This is a genomic window from Streptomyces sp. NPDC090127, assembly GCF_044746945.1.
In the GTDB taxonomy this organism is placed as follows: Bacteria; Actinomycetota; Actinomycetes; order Streptomycetales; family Streptomycetaceae; genus Streptomyces.
The window spans coordinates 566,552-586,691 of record NZ_JBIVDE010000006.1 but is presented as its reverse complement, the minus strand read 5'-3'; the positions used below and the strand labels follow the sequence as shown (position 1 = coordinate 586,691).

General features: G+C 71.9%; 15 protein-coding genes, 1 rRNA gene and 1 pseudogene. 9 read left to right on the top strand and 8 right to left on the bottom strand.

The features are described from left to right. Window positions 1–92 (top strand): 5S ribosomal RNA (rrf, locus tag ACIPPS_RS24595); the annotation flags it as partial. An 81-nt stretch (window positions 93–173) separates the two neighbouring features. On the opposite strand, the gene ACIPPS_RS24590 is transcribed toward rrf, so the two are convergent. The 5 genes from ACIPPS_RS24590 to ACIPPS_RS24570 are packed head-to-tail and all read right to left on the bottom strand — an operon-like array spanning window position 174 to window position 5,608. After that, complete coding sequence (locus ACIPPS_RS24590; protein ID WP_401435790.1) at window positions 174–1,484, bottom strand: DUF58 domain-containing protein; 1,311 nt, start codon at window positions 1,482–1,484, stop codon at window positions 174–176. 12 nt (window positions 1,485–1,496) lie between these two features. Then, the gene (locus tag ACIPPS_RS24585) at window positions 1,497–2,480 is read right to left on the bottom strand and encodes an AAA family ATPase (RefSeq protein WP_401435788.1); all 984 of its coding nucleotides are present in this window, start codon (window positions 2,478–2,480) and stop codon (window positions 1,497–1,499) included. Next, complete coding sequence (locus ACIPPS_RS24580; RefSeq protein ID WP_401435786.1) at window positions 2,477–3,688, bottom strand: DUF4350 domain-containing protein; 1,212 nt, start codon at window positions 3,686–3,688, stop codon at window positions 2,477–2,479. Before ACIPPS_RS24580 ends, ACIPPS_RS24585 begins: the two co-directional genes overlap by 4 nt. Further along, complete coding sequence (locus ACIPPS_RS24575; protein ID WP_401435860.1) at window positions 3,685–4,371, bottom strand: DUF4129 domain-containing protein; 687 nt, start codon at window positions 4,369–4,371, stop codon at window positions 3,685–3,687. The genes ACIPPS_RS24580 and ACIPPS_RS24575 overlap by 4 nt, the downstream gene beginning before the upstream one ends. 7 nt (window positions 4,372–4,378) lie before the next feature. Then, window positions 4,379–5,608, bottom strand: a complete 1,230-nt coding sequence (locus ACIPPS_RS24570; protein ID WP_401435784.1) for a hypothetical protein — start codon at window positions 5,606–5,608, stop codon at window positions 4,379–4,381. Window positions 5,609–6,070: 462 nt separating this feature from the next. On the opposite strand from ACIPPS_RS24570, the gene mtrA reads away from it, so the two are divergent. The 6 genes and pseudogenes from mtrA to ACIPPS_RS24540 all read left to right on the top strand — a co-directional run bounded on the left by mtrA (window position 6,071) and on the right by ACIPPS_RS24540 (window position 13,527). Then, window positions 6,071–6,748: a two-component system response regulator MtrA gene (mtrA, locus tag ACIPPS_RS24565; protein WP_016640737.1), complete on the top strand. Its 678-nt coding sequence runs from the start codon at window positions 6,071–6,073 to the stop codon at window positions 6,746–6,748. A 1-nt stretch (window position 6,749) separates the two neighbouring features. Further along, complete coding sequence (gene mtrB / locus ACIPPS_RS24560) at window positions 6,750–8,771, top strand: MtrAB system histidine kinase MtrB (protein ID WP_401435780.1); 2,022 nt, start codon at window positions 6,750–6,752, stop codon at window positions 8,769–8,771. Between the two features lie 178 nt (window positions 8,772–8,949). Next, window positions 8,950–10,722, top strand: a complete 1,773-nt coding sequence (locus tag ACIPPS_RS24555; protein WP_401435858.1) for an LpqB family beta-propeller domain-containing protein — start codon at window positions 8,950–8,952, stop codon at window positions 10,720–10,722. 66 nt (window positions 10,723–10,788) lie between these two features. Continuing rightward, window positions 10,789–11,543, top strand: a pseudogene (locus tag ACIPPS_RS24550) (ComF family protein). Between the two features lie 330 nt (window positions 11,544–11,873). Further along, window positions 11,874–12,554: a ribosome hibernation-promoting factor, HPF/YfiA family gene (hpf, locus tag ACIPPS_RS24545; protein WP_401435777.1), complete on the top strand. Its 681-nt coding sequence runs from the start codon at window positions 11,874–11,876 to the stop codon at window positions 12,552–12,554. 217 nt (window positions 12,555–12,771) lie between these two features. Then, complete coding sequence (locus tag ACIPPS_RS24540) at window positions 12,772–13,527, top strand: response regulator (protein WP_401435774.1); 756 nt, start codon at window positions 12,772–12,774, stop codon at window positions 13,525–13,527. Here ACIPPS_RS24540 and ACIPPS_RS24535 read toward each other — a convergent pair. Together ACIPPS_RS24535 and ACIPPS_RS24530 are read right to left on the bottom strand one after the other, a co-directional pair. After that, the gene (locus ACIPPS_RS24535) at window positions 13,520–14,683 is read right to left on the bottom strand and encodes a winged helix-turn-helix domain-containing protein (protein ID WP_401435771.1); all 1,164 of its coding nucleotides are present in this window, start codon (window positions 14,681–14,683) and stop codon (window positions 13,520–13,522) included. The two genes, ACIPPS_RS24540 and ACIPPS_RS24535, sit on opposite strands and share 8 nt — an antisense overlap. Window positions 14,684–14,852: 169 nt before the next feature. Beyond that, window positions 14,853–15,443, bottom strand: a complete 591-nt coding sequence (locus tag ACIPPS_RS24530; RefSeq protein WP_401435769.1) for a GNAT family N-acetyltransferase — start codon at window positions 15,441–15,443, stop codon at window positions 14,853–14,855. Window positions 15,444–15,739: 296 nt separating this feature from the next. Here ACIPPS_RS24530 and secA point away from each other — a divergent pair, with 296 nt between their 5' ends. Further along, window positions 15,740–18,550, top strand: a complete 2,811-nt coding sequence (gene secA, locus ACIPPS_RS24525) for a preprotein translocase subunit SecA (RefSeq protein WP_401435766.1) — start codon at window positions 15,740–15,742, stop codon at window positions 18,548–18,550. A 154-nt stretch (window positions 18,551–18,704) separates the two neighbouring features. Here the strand turns inward: secA and ACIPPS_RS24520 are convergent, their stop codons facing one another. Next, window positions 18,705–19,355 carry an Rv3235 family protein gene (locus tag ACIPPS_RS24520; RefSeq protein ID WP_401435764.1) on the bottom strand — a complete coding sequence of 217 codons (651 nt, stop codon included), beginning with the start codon at window positions 19,353–19,355 and terminating at the stop codon, window positions 18,705–18,707. Window positions 19,356–19,630: 275 nt separating this feature from the next. Between ACIPPS_RS24520 and ACIPPS_RS24515 the strand changes: the two genes are divergently transcribed. After that, complete coding sequence (locus ACIPPS_RS24515; protein WP_401435761.1) at window positions 19,631–20,137, top strand: DUF6912 family protein; 507 nt, start codon at window positions 19,631–19,633, stop codon at window positions 20,135–20,137. The last annotated feature ends 3 nt before the right edge of the window (window positions 20,138–20,140 follow it).

The window sequence follows — 20,140 nt, the reverse complement described above, 5'->3', positions numbered from 1 at the left end:
CGCCCGGTTACATTCCGAACCCGGAAGCTAAGCCTTTCAGCGCCGATGGTACTGCAGGGGGGACCCTGTGGGAGAGTAGGACGCCGCCGAACAATCATTGTGGGAAAGCCCCGCACCTTATGGTGCGGGGCTTTTCTGCGTTCACGACCCTTTTCCGGGGCCCCACGTGGTGGTCAGAGACGGCCGGCTGCCTTGAGGGCGAGGTAGGCGTCTGCCAGGGCGGGGGCGAGGTTTTCCGGGGTGGCGTCGACGACCGTGACGCCGTGGCGGCGGAGCTGGTCCGCCGTACGGTGGCGCTGGGCCTGGGCCTGCGTGGCGGCCGCTGCCTCGTAGATGCCCTCGATCGTGCCCCGGTGGGCGGCCATGCGGTCGGTGTGCGGGTCCGCGACCGAGGCCACGAGCACCGTGTGGCGCTGTGTGAGCTGAGGGAGAACCGGGAGGAGACCCTCCTCGATCGGGGCGGCGTCGAGGCCGGTCAGCAGGACGAGGAGCGAGCGGCGGGGGGCCGTGGCCAGGGCGGTGGCGGCGAGGCCGCGGGCGTCCGTCTCCACGAGCTCGGGTTCGAGCGGTGCGAGGGCGTGGACCACGGCCGGCAGGACGTCGCCGGCGGAGCGGCCCTGGACCTGGGCGCGGAGGCGGCGGTCGTAGGCAAGGAGATCGACGCGGTCGCCGGCGCGGGAGGCGAGGGCGGTCACGAGGAGCGCGGCGTCCATCGCGGCGTCGAGGCGGGGGACGTCTCCGACGCGGCCCGCCGATGTGCGGCCGGTGTCGAGGACGATCAGGATGTGGCGGTCACGCTCGGGGCGCCAGGTGCGGACGGCGACCGTGGTCTGGCGTGCGGTGGCCCGCCAGTCGATGGAGCGGGTGTCGTCACCCGGGACGTACTCGCGGAGGCTGTCGAACTCCGTGCCCTCACCGCGGGTGAGGACGCTGGTGCGGCCGTCGAGCTCGCGCAGGCGGGCCAGTCGGGACGGCAGGTGCTTGCGGCTGGTGAACGGGGGCAGGACGCGGAGCGTCCACGGCACGGTGTGGTTGCCCTGGCGGGCGGCCAGGCCGAGGGGGCCGTACGAGCGGACGGTGACGCGGGCGGCGTGGCGGTCGCCTCGGCGGGTGGGGCGCAGGGACGTGGTGAGGCGTCGGCGCTCGCCGGCCGGCACGGTCAACTTCTGACGTGATTCGGTCTGATCGCTGCCGGGGAGCCAGCTGCTGGGCGGCCAGGCGTCACGGAGCTGGGCGCGGAGGCGGCGACGGGAGGGGTTGGTGACGGTGAGCTGGACCTCCGCGCCGTCACCCAGTCGAACTGTTGTGTCACCGCTTCGGGTGAATTGGAGCGTTCGTACTGGCGCGGCCATCGCGTAGTCGCACAGAATTGCGAGTGAGAGGGGCGCGTTCACCGCGAGCATCCCCGCCCAACTGGGGGCGAGGACGCCCACGGGGAGGGATCCGAGGGCCGCGAGCAGGGCGGTTCGTCCGGTGAGGGCCATGGGGCGCCGTTCTCAGCGGGGTACGGGGACGTGGGCGAGGATCGAGGTGATGACGGAGTCGGCGGTGACGCCCTCCATCTCGGCCTCGGGCCGCAGGTGGACGCGGTGGCGGAGAGTGGGGAGCGCGAGGGCTTTCACATCGTCCGGGGTGACGTAGTCCCGGCCGGTGAGCCAGGCCCAGGCGCGGGCGGTGGAGAGCAGGGCGGTGGCACCTCGGGGGGAGACGCCGAGGGTGAGCGAGGGGGATTCACGCGTGGCACGACAGATATCGACGACATAGCCGGTGATCTCGGGGGAGACCGAGGTCTTCGCCACGGCATCGCGGGCGGCCTGGAGTTCGGCGGGGCCGGCGACCGGTCGGACTCCGGCGGCCTTGAGGTTGCGCGGGTCGAAGCCGTTCGCGTGCCGGGTCAGGACGTTGATCTCGTCCTCGCGCGAGGGCAGCGGGACCGTCAGCTTCAGGAGGAAGCGGTCGAGTTGGGCCTCGGGGAGGGGATAGGTGCCCTCGTATTCGACCGGGTTCTGGGTCGCGGCGACGAGGAACGGTTCGGGGAGTGGGCGGGGGGTTCCGTCGACGGTGACCTGACGCTCCTCCATGGCCTCAAGGAGGGAGGACTGGGTTTTGGGAGGAGTGCGGTTGATCTCGTCGGCCAGCAGCAGGTTGGTGAAGACCGGGCCCGGCTGGAAGGAGAACTCGGCGGTGCGGGCGTCGTAGACCAGCGAGCCGGTGATGTCGCTGGGCATCAGGTCGGGGGTGAACTGGACGCGCTTGGTGTCGAGTTCGAGCGTGGCGGCGAGCGCGCGGACCAGGAGCGTCTTGGCGACGCCGGGGACTCCTTCGAGGAGGACGTGGCCCCGGCAGAGGAGGGCGACGACGAGTCCGGTGACGGCGGGGTCCTGGCCGACCACGGCCTTCGCGATCTCGGTGCGCAGGGCCTCGAGGGAGGCGCGGGCGCTGTCCGGGGTCGTAGCGGTCTCGGGGGTCGGGGCGCTCATGAGGTGCGTACCTCTCGTTCGAGGGCGTCGAGTTGTTCTGCCAGGCGGATGAGTGCGGCGTCGTCGGTGGGCGCCGGGCCGAAGAGGAGGTCGCTGGGGTTCGCGTCGGTGGCGGTGAGCCGGGAGGAGAGCGCGGGGAGCAGGGCCTCGGGGGCGTGGGCGTCCTGGGTGGCGAGGCCGAGGAGCGGGGCGATGCGGGTGCGGGTCGCGGTGCGCAGGACGGCGGCGGCGCGGTCGCGTGCGTTGCCCTTGCGGTAGAGGCGGGCGCGGCCCTCGGTGGCTTCGGAGGCGCGGATGGCGACCGGGAGCGGCTCGGTCACCAGGGGGCCGAGGCGTCGGGCTCGCCAGATGGCGGCGAGGACGGCGGCGAGGGCGAGTTGGAGTGCGCCCCACAGCCAGCCCGAGGGGACGAGAGAGAAGAAGCTGTCGGTGGTGCCGGTGGGGGTCTCGCCCTCGGGAGTGCCCTCGGTGGCGGATGCGTCGGAGAGCGAAGGGAGGTACCAGAGGAGATGAGGGCGGGAGCCGAGGAGTTGCAGGGCGAGCGAGGCGTTGCCCTGCTGGTCGAGACGTTCGTTGAAGAGCAGGTCGGGCGAGCCGAGGAGGACCGTGTCGCCGCCTTGCGAGGCGGGGAGGACGACGAGGGTGGACTGCCCGTCGGCGGGGTAGCAGGCGGTCGCGTCGGCGGCGACGGGGCGGTAGCGCTCGCCGCCGATGTCGACGCTGCCGGCGCGGACGGCGGCGGGGAGCGAGCAGTCCGGTTCGCGGACCTTCACCGATGCGCTGGTGGCGGCGGTGACGCCGGGGGCGAGGGTGCCGAGGGAGGAGGCTCCGGCGCCGACGAGGATCGTGCGGCCGCCGGAGGTCGTCATGGTCCGGTGCAAGGTGGACTGTTGACGGGCGGTCAGCAGGTCCGGCGTGGTGACCAGGAGGGTGGTGTCGGCTCCGGCGGCTGCGGTGGCCTCGTCGAGGCTGGTGACCACCTGGAGGGTGACGCCCTGGGCCTTGAGGATCTCGGCGACGGCTCGGCTGCCGTTGGCGTCGGCGGAGCGCGGGTCGAGGTGGCCGTGGTGGTCGGCGGAGCGCACGGTCGCCAGGGCGACGCCGCCGATGAGGATCAGGGCGAGGACGAGGAGCACTCCACGGGCCCGGGTCCAGATCTGGCGAGGAGCGAGCGAGGTCGAGGTGGTGCTGGTGCGCGGCCGGCTCATGCGGGCGCTCCCGCCGTGGTGGTGCCGAGGGTCGGCCTGGTCCGCTCCAGGGCCGTGTCGAGGTCCTCGATGCGGCGGTACGCGCTCGCTTCGGCTGTGCGGCCGCCGTATGTGACGTCGTCGAAGGAGCGGGCCGCCGCGCGGAGTTCGTCGGTGTGCGCGGGCAGCGCACGGGCGGCTTCGGCGGCTGCCTCGTCGGCGGTCCGGCCCGGTCGGGGGTCGAGCAGGGTGCGCTCCTCCAGGGAGCGGACGATGGCCCGCATCCGCTCCTGGACGGCCTGGTTCCAGCGGCCCGCGGCGGCGTGCCGGGTGGCGGCGGCCCGGTGGTCGTCCGCGGTGCGGGGGCCGTCCGCGAAGAGGGAGTCCGCCGTGGCGGGGGTACGGGTGGGTGTGCCGAGGCGCCACCAGAGCCCACCGGCCAGGGCGATCACGACCACGACGATCACGACAAGTCCGAGCAGCCCGCCCGGGGTCGCACCGGCAGCCGCGTCGAAGAGGCCGCCGACCCATTCCCAGAAGCGGTCGAGGCCGCGTTCGAGGAGGTTGGGGTCGTTCTCGTGGTACATCGGTTTGGACAGTTCCCGCTCCGCCGCCTCCCGGGCGGGGAGGCGGGGAACGTCCACCGGTACGTCGTCGGCGCCGAGGACCGGCCGCCGTGTCGTGATCGTGCCCCCCGTGGCGATCACCCCGTCAGTTCCCGGCGGCCGGATCGCCGGGGGCGGGGCCGTAGCCGGGGGCTCCGGCGGCTCGGGCGAGTTCGAGGTCCAGGGCCTCGCGGCGGATGCGCTGGTCGACGTAGAGCAGGACGGTCACGCCGGCCGAGATCGGGTACGAGATCGCGTTGATGACGACGCCGCCGATGCCGGTGATGATCAGGAACGGCCAGCCGAACTGGGGGGTGGATCCGGAGAGCAGACCGCCGAAGCCCTCCCCGTCGACGGCGATGCCGATGACCGAGAACGGGATCGCGATGATCATCGCGACGAGGAAGAGGATCAGCTGTGTCAGCACCGTGATGCCGAAGATCCGCCACCAGGCGCCCTGCACAAGCTTGGCGGAGCGCTTCAGCGAGGGGATGATCCCCTGCCGCTCCAGCATCAGGGCGGGGGAGGCCAGGCTGAAGCGGACCATCAGCCAGATGACCACGGCCAGTCCGCCCAGCGCCCCGAGGCCGACGAGCAGCCCGCCGGCCACGGATCCGATGAGCAGCCCGGGCAGCAGGGCGACGAGCATGATGCCCGCGCTCATCAACGGCAGCAGCAGGGTCAGCCCGGCCAGCTTCAGCAGCCGGGGGCGGGCCTCCTGCCAGGCGGCACCGAGCGAGACGGGGCGGCCGAGGATCGCGCGACTGATCACCACGGTGAGCAGCGCGGCGCTGACCAGGGTCGCCATCACCAGGATGAGGATCGCCGGGATGGAGCCGACGAGGCTCGCCCGCATGGTCTCGCCGAGCTGGGCCAGAGCTTCGTCCGGGGTGGCGTCCGAGCTGATCTCGGGGATCGTCGGGGCGAGGAAGCGCTGGACGAGGACGTCGGCGGTCTGGGAGATCACCGCGACGGTGACCGTGATCGTGAGGACGGTGCGCCAGTAGGTGCGCATCGTCGACACCGCGCCGTCGAGGATCTCGCCCATGCCCAGCGGGCGGAGCGGGATCACACCCGGCTTGGCGGCCGGGGGCCTACCCCAGTTCCCCTGCGGCGGCGGGCCGCCCCAGCCCGGGCCGGCGCGGTGGGGTCCGGGGGCCTGACCGGGGACCGGTGCGGTCGGCGGGGACCACTGTCCGGCGGGCGGCTGGTCCTTGGACCACTGGGGAGCGGAGCCGTTCGCGTCACCGGGCGTCGCGGGCCGGGGAACCCCGGAACCGTCCTGGCCGTCGGAGGGAGCAGATCCGGGCGAGGTCCAGCCCGGAGTGTCGTTCACGGTGGTCCACCTCGAGGAAGGGTCGCGGGGCCGGATCGGCGAGCCGGCACGGTCACAGTGGCCGTTCCCCGGTCGGGGCGGCGGGCCGTGAGCCATCGTGCCACGAGGGGCCCGCCGGTGGGCGGGGGCCGCTACCACCTTCTTCGTTCGTTGCCGCTGCCCCGGGCGGGCGGGTGGGGGCGTGGGGCCGTTCTCCCGGTCGCGTACCGGAGTCGACGGCGGGGGGTGACCGCGGCCGGAGGGGCGGTGATGATCCGGTCCGGGTCGTTCCGTGGGCCGAGTGAGGCGGCTCGGGGTACGGTTCAGCACGGCCGACGGGGGCTACGGGGGTGACATCCATGTCTGACATCGACACCCACAGGCACCGACCGTCAACGGCGGGCAACCGCGGACGTCACCGCAGGTCAGTGAGGTATCTCACCAGCCGCCTTGAGACTGATACGGAAATGGGATGATGTCGATATGAAGGGACGCGTTCTCGTCGTCGACGACGACACCGCACTGGCCGAGATGCTCGGCATCGTGCTGCGGGGTGAAGGGTTCGAGCCGTCGTTCGTCGCGGACGGCGACAAGGCGCTCGCCGCATTCCGGGAGGCCAAGCCGGACCTGGTGCTGCTGGACCTGATGCTGCCCGGAAGGGACGGCATCGAGGTGTGCCGGCTCATCAGGGCCGAGTCCGGCGTGCCCATCGTCATGCTGACGGCCAAGAGCGACACCGTCGACGTCGTGGTGGGGCTCGAGTCCGGGGCGGACGACTACATCGTCAAGCCGTTCAAGCCGAAGGAGCTCGTCGCCCGGATCCGGGCGCGGCTGCGGAGGTCGGAGGAGCCCGCGCCGGAGCAGCTCGCCATCGGCGATCTGGTCATCGACGTGGCGGGGCACTCGGTGAAGCGGGACGGGCAGTCCATCGCGCTCACGCCGCTCGAGTTCGACCTGCTCGTCGCGCTGGCCCGCAAGCCGTGGCAGGTGTTCACCCGGGAGGTCCTGCTGGAGCAGGTCTGGGGTTACCGCCACGCGGCCGACACCCGGCTGGTGAACGTGCACGTCCAGCGGCTGCGCTCGAAGGTCGAGAGGGACCCGGAGCGGCCGGAGATCGTGGTGACCGTCCGTGGCGTCGGTTACAAGGCGGGGCCGAGCTGACATGAGTAAGGGCAGTGCTGCTCCTAAGGCCGGGGACCGAGGAGTCCGGTCGGGGCGGGCTGCCGGACCGGGGCGGGGGGGCTCGCGATTCGGCCGTCTGCTCCAGGACGGGGCGCCGGGTGGATCGGCGCTCCGGCTCCTCGCGCGCTGGGTGCGTCGTCCGCTGCTGCCGGGCGTACGGCTCTGGCGGCGGAACATTCAGCTGCGGGTGGTCGCGGGCACCCTGCTGATGTCGCTCGGCGTGGTGCTGCTGCTCGGCCTGGTCGTCATCGGCCAGGTCCGTAACGGGCTCCTCGACGCCAAGGAGAAGGCCGCCCAGAGCCAGGCCGCCGGTGGATTCTCCGCCGCCCAGGACAAGGCGGCGACCACGTCGGCGGGCCCGGGCGGGCAGGAGGGCGGCCGCGCGGGGTCCTCGCTCACCTGGCGTTCCACGCTGGTCGAGCAGCTCGCCAGCGGTGGCCAGAGCGCCTACAACGTGGTCGCGCTCTCCCTGGAGGACTCGGACGGGCCCGCGAGCCGGGGTGCCCGCGCCTCGGGCGAGGTCGATCCCGCCACGAGCATCCCCGTGGGCCTGCGGCTCTCCGTCGGCCAGGGCGCCGGCACCTTCCAGACGTACACCCGGATCCACTACACCAACGGCAAGGGTGCCGAGTCGGGGCTCGTGGTCGGCAAGCGGCTCAACGACGCCGAGGGCACCCAGTACGAGCTGTACTACCTCTTCCCGCTGACGCAGGAGGAGGACTCCCTCACCCTGGTCAAGGGCACGCTGGCGACCGCGGGACTGTTCGTGGTCGTCCTGCTCGGCGCCATCGCCTGGCTCGTGGTGCGGCAGATCGTCACACCCGTGCGGATGGCGGCAGGGGTCGCCGAGCGGCTGTCGGCCGGGCGACTGCAGGAGCGGATGAAGGTCACCGGCGAGGACGACATTGCCCGGCTCGGCGAGGCCTTCAACAAGATGGCGCAGAACCTCCAGCTCAAGATCCAGCAGCTGGAGGAGCTCTCGCGGATGCAGCGGCGGTTCGTCTCGGACGTGTCGCACGAGCTGCGCACCCCGCTGACGACGGTACGGATGGCGGCCGACGTCATCCACGAGGCGCGCGTCGACTTCGACCCCGTCACCGCGCGCTCCGCCGAGCTGCTCGGCGACCAGCTCGACCGCTTCGAGTCGCTGCTCTCCGATCTGCTGGAGATCAGCCGCTTCGACGCGGGCGCGGCGGCCCTGGAGGCCGAGCCGATAGATCTGCGGCAGGTGGTGCGTCGGGTGATCGGCGGCGCCGAGCCGCTCGCCGAGCGCAAGGGCGGGCGGATCGTGGTCGTCGGCGACGAGCAGCCGGTCGTCGCCGAGGCGGATGCCCGGCGGGTCGAGCGGGTGCTGCGCAACCTGGTGGTGAACGCGGTCGAGCACGGTGAGGGCCGGGACGTCGTCGTCAAGCTGGCCGCCGCAGGCGGGGCCGTCGCGGTCGCCGTACGGGACTACGGAGTGGGCCTCAAGCCGGGCGAGGCGACCCGGGTGTTCAACCGGTTCTGGCGGGCCGACCCGGCACGCGCGCGTACCACCGGCGGAACGGGCCTGGGCCTCTCCATCGCCGTGGAGGACGCGCGGCTGCACGGCGGCTGGCTGCAGGCATGGGGCGAGCCCGGTGGCGGTTCGCAGTTCCGGCTCACCCTGCCGCGCACCGCGGACGAGCCGCTGCGCGGGTCGCCGATCCCACTGGAGCCCGAGGACTCGCGGCGCAACCGGGAGCAGGCCCAGGTCCTGCCCGGGGCCCGGGCGCAGGCCCGGGGGGAGACGCGGGAGGACGGCGTGGCACGCCAGGTGTCCGTCCCGGTGCAGCCGCACGGCGACCGGCCGGCCCTGCCCGGTCCGCCGCGCGTGCCGCCGGCGGCACGCGCCACGGTGGACCCGACGGCCCTGCCGGGCAGCGGGGCACGGGTGGTGGCACGGGCGACGGCGGAGGCCGACAGCGGTGAGGCGATGGCGTCGACGCACGCCGAGGGGGAGGACGGGACACGTGGGCGCTGACTTCCGAGGCGGACGGAAGGCGGCCAGCGTCGGCGGGGGAGCGGCCGCGGCCGTGCGCTCGTCGGCCGCGGCCTCCGTCCGTACGTCGGCCGGGGCTCCGGCCCGTCCCTCGGCGCGCGCCCTGCGGTCGAGCCTCGTGCTCGCCTGCGGCGGGCTGCTGGTGGCCGGGTGCGCGACGATGCCCGACAGTGGGGACGTACGGCAGGTCAAGGCGTCCAACCCGGGCGACTCGCAGGTACGCGTCTACGCGGTGCAGCCGCGCGAGAACGCGGAGCCCGACGAGATCGTCGACGGCTTCCTGGAGGCCATGACCAGTGACGACCCGGGGTTCGCGACGGCCCGGAAGTACCTGACGAAGCAGGCCGCGCGGAACTGGAAGCCGGAGCAGAGCATCAACGTGCTCACCACGGCGCCGGACCGCGAGCAGGCCGACCGGCTGCCCGACCCGGAGACCCAGGGGCGGTCGTACCCGATCCGCGGCCGGCAGGTCGCGACCGTGGACGGCCGGCACGCCTACCAGCCGAGGAAGCCGACCGAGTACCGGGACTTCATCCACGTCGTGCAGCAGCCGGCCGTCGACGGCAAGGGCAAGGAGTGGCGCATCGACCACCTGCCGCCCGGACTGGTGCTCAGTGAGGCCGACTTCCAGCGGAACTACCGCTCCGTCAACACCTACTACTTCGCGTCCGGAGAGGACTGGGTCGTCGCCGACCCGGTGTACATCCGGCAGCGGCAGGACCCGGTGACCAAGATGGATCCGGTGACGCAGACCGTGAAGTCGCTCCTGGAAGGGCCGACGAACTGGCTGAAACCGGCCGTCGATTCGCGTTTCCCTTCCGGTACGCAGCTGAAGGAGGGCGTCACCACGCTCGCGACGGACGACCAGTCCACGCTGAAGGTGCCGCTCAACTCCAAGGCCGACCGCGTGGGCGGCGAGGTCTGCCGGGAGATGGCGGCCCAGCTGCTCTTCACGCTCGGCGATCTGACGTCCGTACGGGTCGAACAGGTCGAGCTCCAGCGGGGTTCCGACGGCAGTCGGCTGTGTGTCCTGTCGAAGGCGCAGGCCGAGGAGTTCGCCCCGGTGCGCGACTCGGGCCGGGCGGAGAACCCGTTCTTCGTCGACGAGGAAGGCATGCTCAAGACGCTGCCGATCGGTGGCAAGGAGGACGCGCAGGCGGACGCGACCCTCGGGCCGTTCGGCAAGGGCGCGACGCCGCTGCGGTCGGTCGCGATCGACCGGGACGAGAGCCGCGCGGCCGGGGTCGGCAAGGACGGGCGTGAGTTGCGCGTGGCGTCGATCCTCTCCGACCACGAGCTGCGCCCCGCGCTCCTGACGAGCACCGCGGCACGGCCCGAGGACCGGCTGTCCGCGCCGAGCTGGGACGGTCGTGGGGATCTGTGGGTCGCGGACCGCAACCCCGTGGAGCCGAAGCTGTGGACGGTGCCGGACGGCGAGGGCACGCCCGTCGAGGTGCGGGCGCCCTGGATGACCGGCGGCGCGCGCGTGGAGTCGCTGCGGGTCTCCGCGGACGGCGTGCGGATCGCCCTGCTCCTGAAGGAGAAGGACGGCCGGACGACCCTGAAGATCGGGCGCGTGGAGCGCGAGGGCGACGCGTCGCGGCCGACCGTGTCGGTCGTCGACCTCCAGCCCGTCGCCCCGCGCATGGAGACGGTCACGGCCGTGTCCTGGGCCGGTCCGAGCCGGCTCGTGGTGGTCGGCAAGGAGTCCGGTGGCGTCCAGCAGGTCCGCTACATCCAGACCGACGGCGCGACGTCGACGGCGTCGGTGCTGCCGGGCCTCAACGGGGTGACGGCGGTGGCCGCGCCCAACGACGACAAGGCGCCGGTGGTCGCGGACTCCGGCAACGACGGCCTGGTGCGGCTGATGCCGGGCGCGAACTGGCAGCGGCTCGTCAAGATCGCGGGCACGGCTCCGGTCTACCCGGGGTAGCCCGCCGCCTCCCGGGCGTTGTCCACAGGGGTGGCCGGAGGTGCCCGGCAGGAGGACAGTGGAGCCATGCGGGGGTGGTGGCGCGAGATCGCCGGGCTGGTGCTGCCGGTCGCCTGCGGAGGCTGCGGCAGGGCCCGTACGGAGTTGTGCCCGCCGTGCCGGGACGAGCTGAGGGGTCCGGGGCCGCGCCGGGTCAGGCCCCGGCCCGAGCCGGCCGGGCTGCCGTTGGTGCATGCCGCCGCGCCCTATGCCGACGCCGTCAGGTCCGTGCTGCTCGCCCACAAGGAACGCGGCGCGCTCTGGCTGGCCGGACCGCTCGGCTCGGCTCTGGCGGACGCCGTGGAGGCCGCTGCCGGGCGCTGTGACGGCCCGGGGGGCGGCCCCCTTCTCCTCGTACCCGTGCCCTCGTCGCGGCGCTCGGTGCGGGCGCGTGGCCACGATCCGACCCGACGCATCGCGCTGGCCGCGGCAGGGCGGCTGCGGCGTCGGGGGAGGGCCGCACGGGTGATTCCGCTCCTGCGCCAGCGCCGTCCCGTCGCGGACCAGTCGGAGCTCGGCGCCTCTGGGCGGTTCGCCAATCTGGCCGGGGCGCTGGAGGTCGTGGCCGGCGGCGCGCGGCTCACGGAGCGCGGGCGGGTGATCCTCGTCGACGACCTGATGACCACGGGCGCCTCGCTGGCCGAGGCGGCCCGGGCACTGAGTGCCGTACACCCGTCGTTCATTCCGGGATTGAGCGGAGGCGATGTGGAAAGGGGATTCGTACAGCCGGCGGCTGCGGTGGTTGCCTGTTCACCGTCGTCGTTCGTATAAACCGGAACTGACAGGCGACTTGCATCGTTGCAGGTGGTGAGAGGTGAAAACACCCGTACGGAGGTATGTGGCTGCAGCGGGTGCCGACACCCGACCGAACGAGCTATGTTCGGTTGTGAGGAATGGCGAATGCTACGCCTCGCCAAATGCACAGGTGCGCCGACAGGACAGGAGTTCAGGGCGAATTAACCTCAGGTTGGTGGGGTGGGGATCTTGCCGACTGGGGAGGAGGAGGTGAACGTCGCCAAGTCCGAGTCTCCGGTATTCACCGGAGTCTGGTGCAAAGGGAGAAGCTCAGAGGCCCAGGAGCCGAGCTGAGCGATCCGGGAACGGAGTTCTGCGTGGACATCGTCGTCAAGGGCCGCAAGACCGAGGTGCCCGAGCGGTTCCGCAAGCACGTGGCCGAGAAGCTGAAGCTGGAGAAGATCCAGAAGCTCGACGGCAAGGTGATCAGCCTCGACGTCGAGGTGTCCAAGGAGCACAACCCGCGGCAGGCCGACCGGTCCGACCGCGTGGAGATCACCGTCCATTCCCGAGGCCCGGTGATCCGGGCCGAAGCGGCGGCGGGCGACCCGTACGCAGCGCTCGACCTCGCGCACGGCAAGCTCGAGGCCCGACTGCGCAAGCAGCACGACAAGAGGTACACCCGCCGAGGCAGCGGCAGGCTGTCGGCGGCCGAGGTCGGCGACGTGGTGCCGGGTGTCGCCCAGCTCAACGGAAACGGCGAGCTGATCGCCGACGAGGCCGGCGACGTGCCCACCACGATGATGGGCTCCATCGAAGTCCAGGGCGAAGGCCCCCTGGTGGTCCGCGAGAAGACGCACGGGGCTGCCCCGATGACCCTCGACCAGGCGCTCTACGAGATGGAGCTGGTCGGCCACGACTTCTATCTCTTCGTCGACTCCGACACGAAGCAGCCGAGTGTCGTCTACCGGCGACACGCGTACGACTACGGTGTCATCCACCTGGAGAGCGACCCGCTCGCCGAGGCCGGCGGCGCCGGTGGTGCCCTCGGCGGCTGACCCGCAGCCCGCAGGCACCTCACCCCACACTCACGACTGATCCTCCCGGTGCCCCTGGAGCGCCCCGTGCGCCCCCAGGGGCACCCCCGTGCGGCCACGGGATCGCCGCGTTGCCGTCCGGGCATGAAATCATGACGTGCACGCCAACCGGTGCTCCAAGAGCAGCGGTTGGAGGACCGAACACGAATTCAGGCCACGGCCTTCAGGGGGAGGAACGATGGCGGACAGCTTCGGGCCGGTGCACAGCGGGCGGGAGCCCGATGGCGCGGCCATCCCCGAGGGATCGGATTCGGACAGCGGGAACTCCCGCAAAGAGCCGATCCGGGTCCTCGTGGTGGACGACCACGCCCTCTTTCGCCGGGGTCTGGAGATCGTCCTCGCCCAGGAAGAGGACATCCAGGTCGTCGGAGAGGCGGGTGACGGGGCCGAGGCGGTCGACAAGGCGGCGGATCTCCTGCCCGACATCGTGCTGATGGATGTGCGGATGCCGAAACGCGGTGGCATCGAGGCCTGTACCTCCATCAAGGAGGTGGCCCCCAGTGCGAAGATCATCATGCTGACGATCAGCGACGAGGAGGCCGATCTCTACGACGCGATCAAGGCGGGCGCGACCGGGTATCTCCTGAAGGAGATCTCCACGGACGAGGTCGCCACCGCGATTCGCGCGGTGGCCGACGGGCAGTCCCAGATCAGCCCCTCGATGGCGTCCAAGCTCCTCACCGAGTTCAAGTCGATGATCCAGCGGACCGACGAACGCCGTCTCGTGCCCGCGCCCCGGCTGACCGACCGCGAGCTGGAAGTCCTCAAGCTCGTCGCGACCGGAATGAACAACCGGGACATCGCGAAGGAACTCTTCATCTCCGAGAACACGGTGAAGAACCACGTCCGGAACATCCTGGAGAAGCTTCAGCTGCACTCCAGGATGGAGGCCGTGGTCTACGCGATGCGGGAGAAGATCCTGGAGATCAGGTGAGCGCGGCGGTCAGGGCCTGGGCCACGGACGGGGTGTCCGCGCGCTCGACGCGCACCGCGTCGCAGCCCACCCACCCGGCCGCCTCGCGCAGCGCCTGAGCCATCGGCACGACCGCCTTGGCGGACGCCAGCGACACCTGCCGGGCGACCAGCGTGCGGCCCTCGCGCGCCGGGTCGACCCGGCCCAGCAGCTTCCCGCCCGCGAGCAGCGGCATCGCGAAGTAACCGTGGACGCGCTTCTGCTTCGGCACGTACGCCTCCAGGCGGTGCGTGAAGCCGAAGATCCGCTCCGTCCTCGCCCGCTCCCAGATCAGCGAGTCGAAGGGCGACAGCAGCGTCGTGCGGTGCCGGCCGCGCGGCTCGCTCGCCAGCGCCGCCGGGTCCGCCCAGGCCGGCTTGGACCAGCCCGCCACCGTGACCGGGACCAGGCCCGCGGCCTCGACGACCGCGTCGAACTGCTCGTTCCTCAGCCGGTGGTAGTCGGCGATGTCCGAGCGCGTGCCCACGCCGAGCGCCTCGCCCGCCTGCCGCACCAGCCGCCGCAGGCACTCGGTGTCGTCCAGGTCGTCGTGCAGCAGCGCGTCCGGGATCGCCCGCTCGGCCAGGTCGTAGACCCGCTTCCAGCCGCGCCGCTCCGTGCACACCACCTCGCCGTACATCAGCGCCCGCTCGACGGCGATCTTCGACTCGGACCAGTCCCACCACTCGCCCTTGTTCTTCGCGCCGCCGAGCTCCGTCGCGGTCTGCGGGCCCTCCGCCCGCAGCTGCTTGATCACCGTGTCGTACGCCCCGTCCGCCAGGCCGTGGGACCACTGCGGGCGCGACCGGTAGGCACGGCGCCGGAAGGCGAAGTGCGGCCACTCCTCGACGGGCAGGACGCAGGCCGCGTGCGACCAGTACTCGAAGGCGTGGCCCTCGGTCCAGTACGCGTCCTCGACCGTCGTACGGCCCACGGCGCCCAGGCGGGCGTACGGGATGAGCTCGTGCGAGCGGGCCAGGACGGAGATCGTGTCCAACTGGACGGCGCCGAGCCGACGCAGGACGCCCCGCACGCCCGCGCGGCGGTCGGGCGCGCCCAGGAACCCCTGGGCGCGCAGGGCGATCCGGCGGGCTTCGTCCGCGGACAGTTCGGCGACGGGCGGCTCCACAGTGGTCATGATCCGCACCCTAGACGGCGCCACCGACACTCAGGGGCCGGACGGCGAAGACGACGGTGGAGGGGCTGCGCAGGGGCCGCCCGCACACGGTCTGCACAGGACTCGCGGACCGGGCGGGAGCTGCTCGCGGGCGGCCAGGCCGTCGCGGGGAGCTGCTCGCGCGCTGCTGTCAGGCGGTCGGGGGCGTGGGGCGGGGAGCCGGCAGGTACGGGAGGGCGCCGGGCAGCCCCAGGTCCGAAGGCAGCAGCGAGCCCACCCAGGAGTCCCGCAGCACACCCTTGTTCGGCAGGGCCGCCCGCAGTACGCCTTCCATCCGGAAACCGGCCTTCTCGGCCGTGGCCAGCGAGCCCACGTTGCCGACCTCGGCCCGCCACTCCAGGCGCGTGCAGGCCAGGTCCGTGAAGGCCCAGCGGGCGAGGGCGAGGACGGTCTCCGTCATGTAGCCGCGACCCCGGTGCTCCTTGGCCGTCCAGAAGCCGACCTCCCAGCTGCCCGAGCGCGGGTGATGCAGCGCGACCGCGGCGAGGAGCGGGCCGCCCTCCCGTAGCCGTACGGCGAAGGTGTACTCGGTGTCGTCCCGCCAGCCGTCCGGGACGATGCGGTTCAGGAAGAACTCGGCGTCCTGCCGCACGTAGGGCGAGGGCACCGTCGTCCAGCGCTGGATGTCGGGGTCCTGGCAGTGGGCGAGGACCTCGTCGACGTCCTCGGGCTCGAAGGTGACGAGGCTCAGGCGGTCCGTGGTGAGTGTGGTCGGCTCCATGACGGAATTCTGGTCAGTCGAGAGGGCGGCGGCGAACGTTTTTCGCGTCTCGGGGTGCGGGATCGCCGCCTGCCGGCGGCGTCCGGAAGCGAACACTTTTCGGGTGCTGCGGCACCTTCGGCGCGTCTCGTGCGTTCTCATTCCGGGCAGCGGTGACGCTCCGGCCCTTCGGGCCTCCCGGCGCGGCGGCGGTCTCGCTTACGATGGCCGTTGCGGTGGGGACCACCTGCCGTGCCCGCGCCCGAGTCCATCACACGACCCAGTGCCAGGCCCGACCGGCAAGGAGACCAGCCTCAGTGTCCGTCTTCAACAAGCTCATGCGTGCAGGCGAAGGCAAGATCCTGCGCAAACTGCACCGCATCGCGGACCAGGTCAACTCCATCGAAGAGGACTTCGTCAACCTCTCCGACGCCGACCTGCGGGCGCTCACCGATGAGTACAAGCAGCGGTACGCCGACGGCGAGAGCCTCGACGACCTGCTCCCCGAAGCGTTCGCGACCGTCCGCGAGGCCGCCAAGCGCGTCCTCGGCCAGCGTCACTACGACGTGCAGCTGATGGGCGGCGCCGCCCTCCACCTCGGCTACGTCGCCGAGATGAAGACCGGTGAGGGCAAGACCCTCGTCGGTACGCTCCCGGCCTATCTGAACGCGCTGTCCGGCAAGGGCGTCCACCTGATCACGGTGAACGACTACCTGGCCGAGCGCGACTCCGAGATGATGGGCCGCGTCCACAAGTTCCTGGGCCTCGAGGTCGGCTGCATCCTGGCCAACATGACCCCGGCCCAGCGCCGCGAGCAGTACGCCTGCGACATCACGTACGGCACGAACAACGAGTTCGGCTTCGACTACCTGCGCGACAACATGGCGTGGTCGAAGGAGGAGCTCGTCCAGCGCGGCCACAACTTCGCCTGTGTCGACGAGGTCGACTCGATCCTGGTCGACGAGGCCCGTACGCCGCTGATCATCTCCGGCCCGGCCGACCAGGCCACCAAGTGGTACGGCGACTTCGCCAAGCTGGTCACCCGGCTCACCCGCGGCGAGGCGGGGAACCCGCTGAAGGGCATCGAGGAGACCGGCGACTACGAGGTCGACGAGAAGAAGCGGACCGTCGGCATCCACGAGTCCGGCGTCGCCAAGGTCGAGGACTGGCTCGGCATCGACAACCTCTACGAGTCGGTGAACACCCCCCTCGTCGGTTACCTGAACAACGCCATCAAGGCGAAGGAACTGTTCAAGAACGACAAGGACTACGTCGTCATCGACGGCGAGGTCATGATCGTCGACGAGCACACCGGCCGTATCCTCGCGGGCCGCCGCTACAACGAGGGCATGCACCAGGCGATCGAGGCGAAGGAAGGGGTGGACATCAAGGACGAGAACCAGACGCTCGCCACGATCACCCTGCAGAACTTCTTCCGCCTCTACGACAAGCTCTCCGGCATGACCGGTACGGCCATGACCGAGGCCGCCGAGTTCCACCAGATCTACAAGCTGGGCGTCGTCCCGATCCCGACGAACAGGCCGATGATCCGCAAGGACCAGTCGGACCTGATCTACCGGACCGAGGTCGCCAAGTTCGCCGCCGTCGTCGACGACATCGCGGAGAAGCACGAGAAGGGCCAGCCGATCCTCGTCGGTACGACGTCGGTCGAGAAGTCCGAGTACCTCTCGCAGCAGCTCTCCAAGCGCGGCATCCAGCACGAGGTGCTCAACGCCAAGCAGCACGACCGTGAGGCCACGATCGTCGCCCAGGCGGGCCGCAAGGGCGCCGTCACCGTCGCCACGAACATGGCCGGCCGAGGCACCGACATCAAGCTCGGCGGCAACCCGGACGACCTCGCCGAGGCCGAGCTGCGCCAGCAGGGCCTGGACCCGGTCGAGCACGTCGAGGAGTGGGCCGCGGCCCTCCCCGGCGCCCTGGAGCGTGCCGAGAAGGCCGTGAAGGCGGAGTTCGAGGAGGTCAAGGAGCTCGGCGGGCTGTACGTGCTCGGCACCGAGCGCCACGAGTCGCGCCGTATCGACAACCAGCTGCGCGGTCGTTCCGGCCGTCAGGGCGACCCGGGCGAGTCCCGCTTCTACCTCTCCCTCGGCGACGACCTGATGCGGCTCTTCAAGGCGCAGATGGTCGAGCGCGTCATGGCCATGGCCAACGTGCCGGACGACGTGCCGATCGAGAACAAGATGGTCACGCGCGCGATCGCCTCCGCGCAGTCCCAGGTCGAGACCCAGAACTTCGAGACGCGTAAGAACGTCCTGAAGTACGACGAGGTCCTCAACCGCCAGCGCGAGGTCATCTACGGCGAGCGTCGCCGCGTCCTGGAGGGCGAGGACCTGCACGAGCAGATCCAGCACTTCATGGACGACACGATCGACGACTACATCCGCCAGGAGACCGCCGAGGGCTTCGCGGAGGAGTGGGACCTCGACCGGCTCTGGAACGCGTTCAAGCAGCTCTACCCGGTGAAGGCGACCGTGGAGGAGCTGGAGGACGCGGCCGGTGACCGGGCGGGCATCACGGCCGAGTTCATCGGCGAGACCGTCAAGGACGACATCCACGAGCAGTACGAGGCCCGTGAGAAGTCGCTCGGCTCGGACATCATGCGCGAGCTGGAGCGCCGTGTGGTCCTCTCCGTGCTCGACCGCAAGTGGCGCGAGCACCTCTACGAGATGGACTACCTCCAGGAGGGCATCGGCCTGCGCGCGATGGCCCAGAAGGACCCGCTGGTCGAGTACCAGCGCGAGGGCTTCGACATGTTCACCGCGATGATGGAGGGCATCAAGGAGGAGTCCGTCGGCTACCTGTTCAACCTGGAGGTCCAGGTCGAGCAGCAGGTCGAGGAGGTCCCGGTGCAGGACGCGGCGCCGTCCCTCAGCAAGCAGGACGCCGTGCCCGCGGGCAACGGACGTCCGGAGATCCGCGCGAAGGGCCTGGAGGCCCCGCAGCGTCCGGACCGGCTCCACTTCACCGCGCCGAAGGTGGACGGCGACGGAAGCGTCGTGGAGGGCGACTTCGTGAGCGAGGACGCCGGCGCCGGTGGTGACGGCCTGACGCGGGCGGAGCGACGCAAGGCCCAGAAGAGCACGGGCGGGCGTCGCCGCAAGAAGTAACCCCGGAGGTTCCCCTCGGGGAGAAGGGGCCGGTCACCTGGGTGGTGGCCGGCCCCTTCGTCGTGCGCGGGGTGGGGCCGGGCCGGGCCGGGCCGGAGTCGGGGTCGGCGTCGGTGTCGGTGTCGAGCGTGGGTGCTGGGTCGGGGGGCCCGTGTCATGCGTGGGTGGGCTGGGTCGGCACGCGCGTGTGGAGGCCGTCCAGCTCCACGGCGGCACAGCGCCAGCGGCGGTCCGGGCCGAGTTCCAGGCGGAAGGCCATGGCGCGTACGCCCCGGCCCGTGGCGACGCTGGCAAAGGCCTCCAGGGCGCCGCCCGTGGTGGGCTGGGCGCGGCAGCCGCGGAGTACGGGGCGGATACCGGGGCCCCCGAAGGGGGTGGTGGGGGCGAGCTGGACGAGCTGCTCGTACGCCTCTCCCACGGTCTGGCCCAGCATCCAGTGGACGGGCCTCCGGCCGCTCAGCACGAGCAGCAGACGTTCGGCGAAGTGGGTGTGGGTGGGGAGCACGCGGGGGGCCGTACGGGCGCGGGGAGCGGCTCCGCCGGGGCGCGTCCCGGCGGAGCCGCGCGGCCCGGTGCCCGCGGGGCCACGTGGGGCCGAGCGGGGGCGGGGGGTTCGTGGGCGGGTGGTGGCTCCGGGGGCGGCGTCCGGGGCCGGGGGTGCGGCGGCCCTTGTGGCGGGGTTCGCGGCGGCGGGGGTGGTGTCGGTGGCGGGGGCGGTGGGCGTGGCGCGGGTGGGGGACGGCGTGGATGGGGGCGGGGGCGTGTGCGGGTGGGTGGGCGTGTGCGGTGTCGTGATGGTGGCCATGAGCGTCCCCGTTCCCTTGTGCCCAGCGGTCTACCGGGCAGTAACTTCTGTTGGGGATCTTGTACGGGGGCGCTTCGTGGCTTCGCAAGGTGGCGAGGGTCGCCGGGCGGGGGTCCGGCAGATTCACCTATCAGGGTGACGGCAGGGGCTTCCCGGTCTGCCGGGACGGGGCGAGGGGATCCCTCGGGTGGACCGACGGGACGGCGGCCTGGAGACCCCGAAGGGGGACTCCACACGTATCCTGAGGGCGTTTCCGACTACGAAAGCGGCCAGCCATGCGCGTGTACGTTCCACTGACCCTCCCCGGTCTCGCACAGGCGCACAAGGCGGGCGAGCTCGGGCCCGGTCCGCTGACCGCCTACGCCGTCACCCCCGTGCTGCGCGAGTGGTACGTCTCCGACGACATCGAGGAGCTCGAGTACGCGGCGCTCAGCCGGGCCGCCTCCGCCTCGCTCCGACTGCTCGCCGGGGACCCCTCGGCCGCGCGGCGCCGGATCGTCGTCGCCGTCGACGTGCCGGACAAGGAGGCCGTCGTCGACCCCGACCGGGGTCTGGACGCCGGCTCGCTGGGCGAGGTCCGTATCGCCGGAGCCGTACCGCTGGCCAAGGCCGCTGCCGTGCACGCCGACGCGGACGACGCCGAGGCGGACGTCTCGGCGGCGGCGGACGCGCTGGGCGCGGCGGACCAGGGCGACGACGACGCGCAGTTCACGGTGGACGGGGCGGAGGACCACGAGCTGCTGTGGTTCGGGGTGCAGGAGATTCCCGGGCTGCTCGGCTGACGG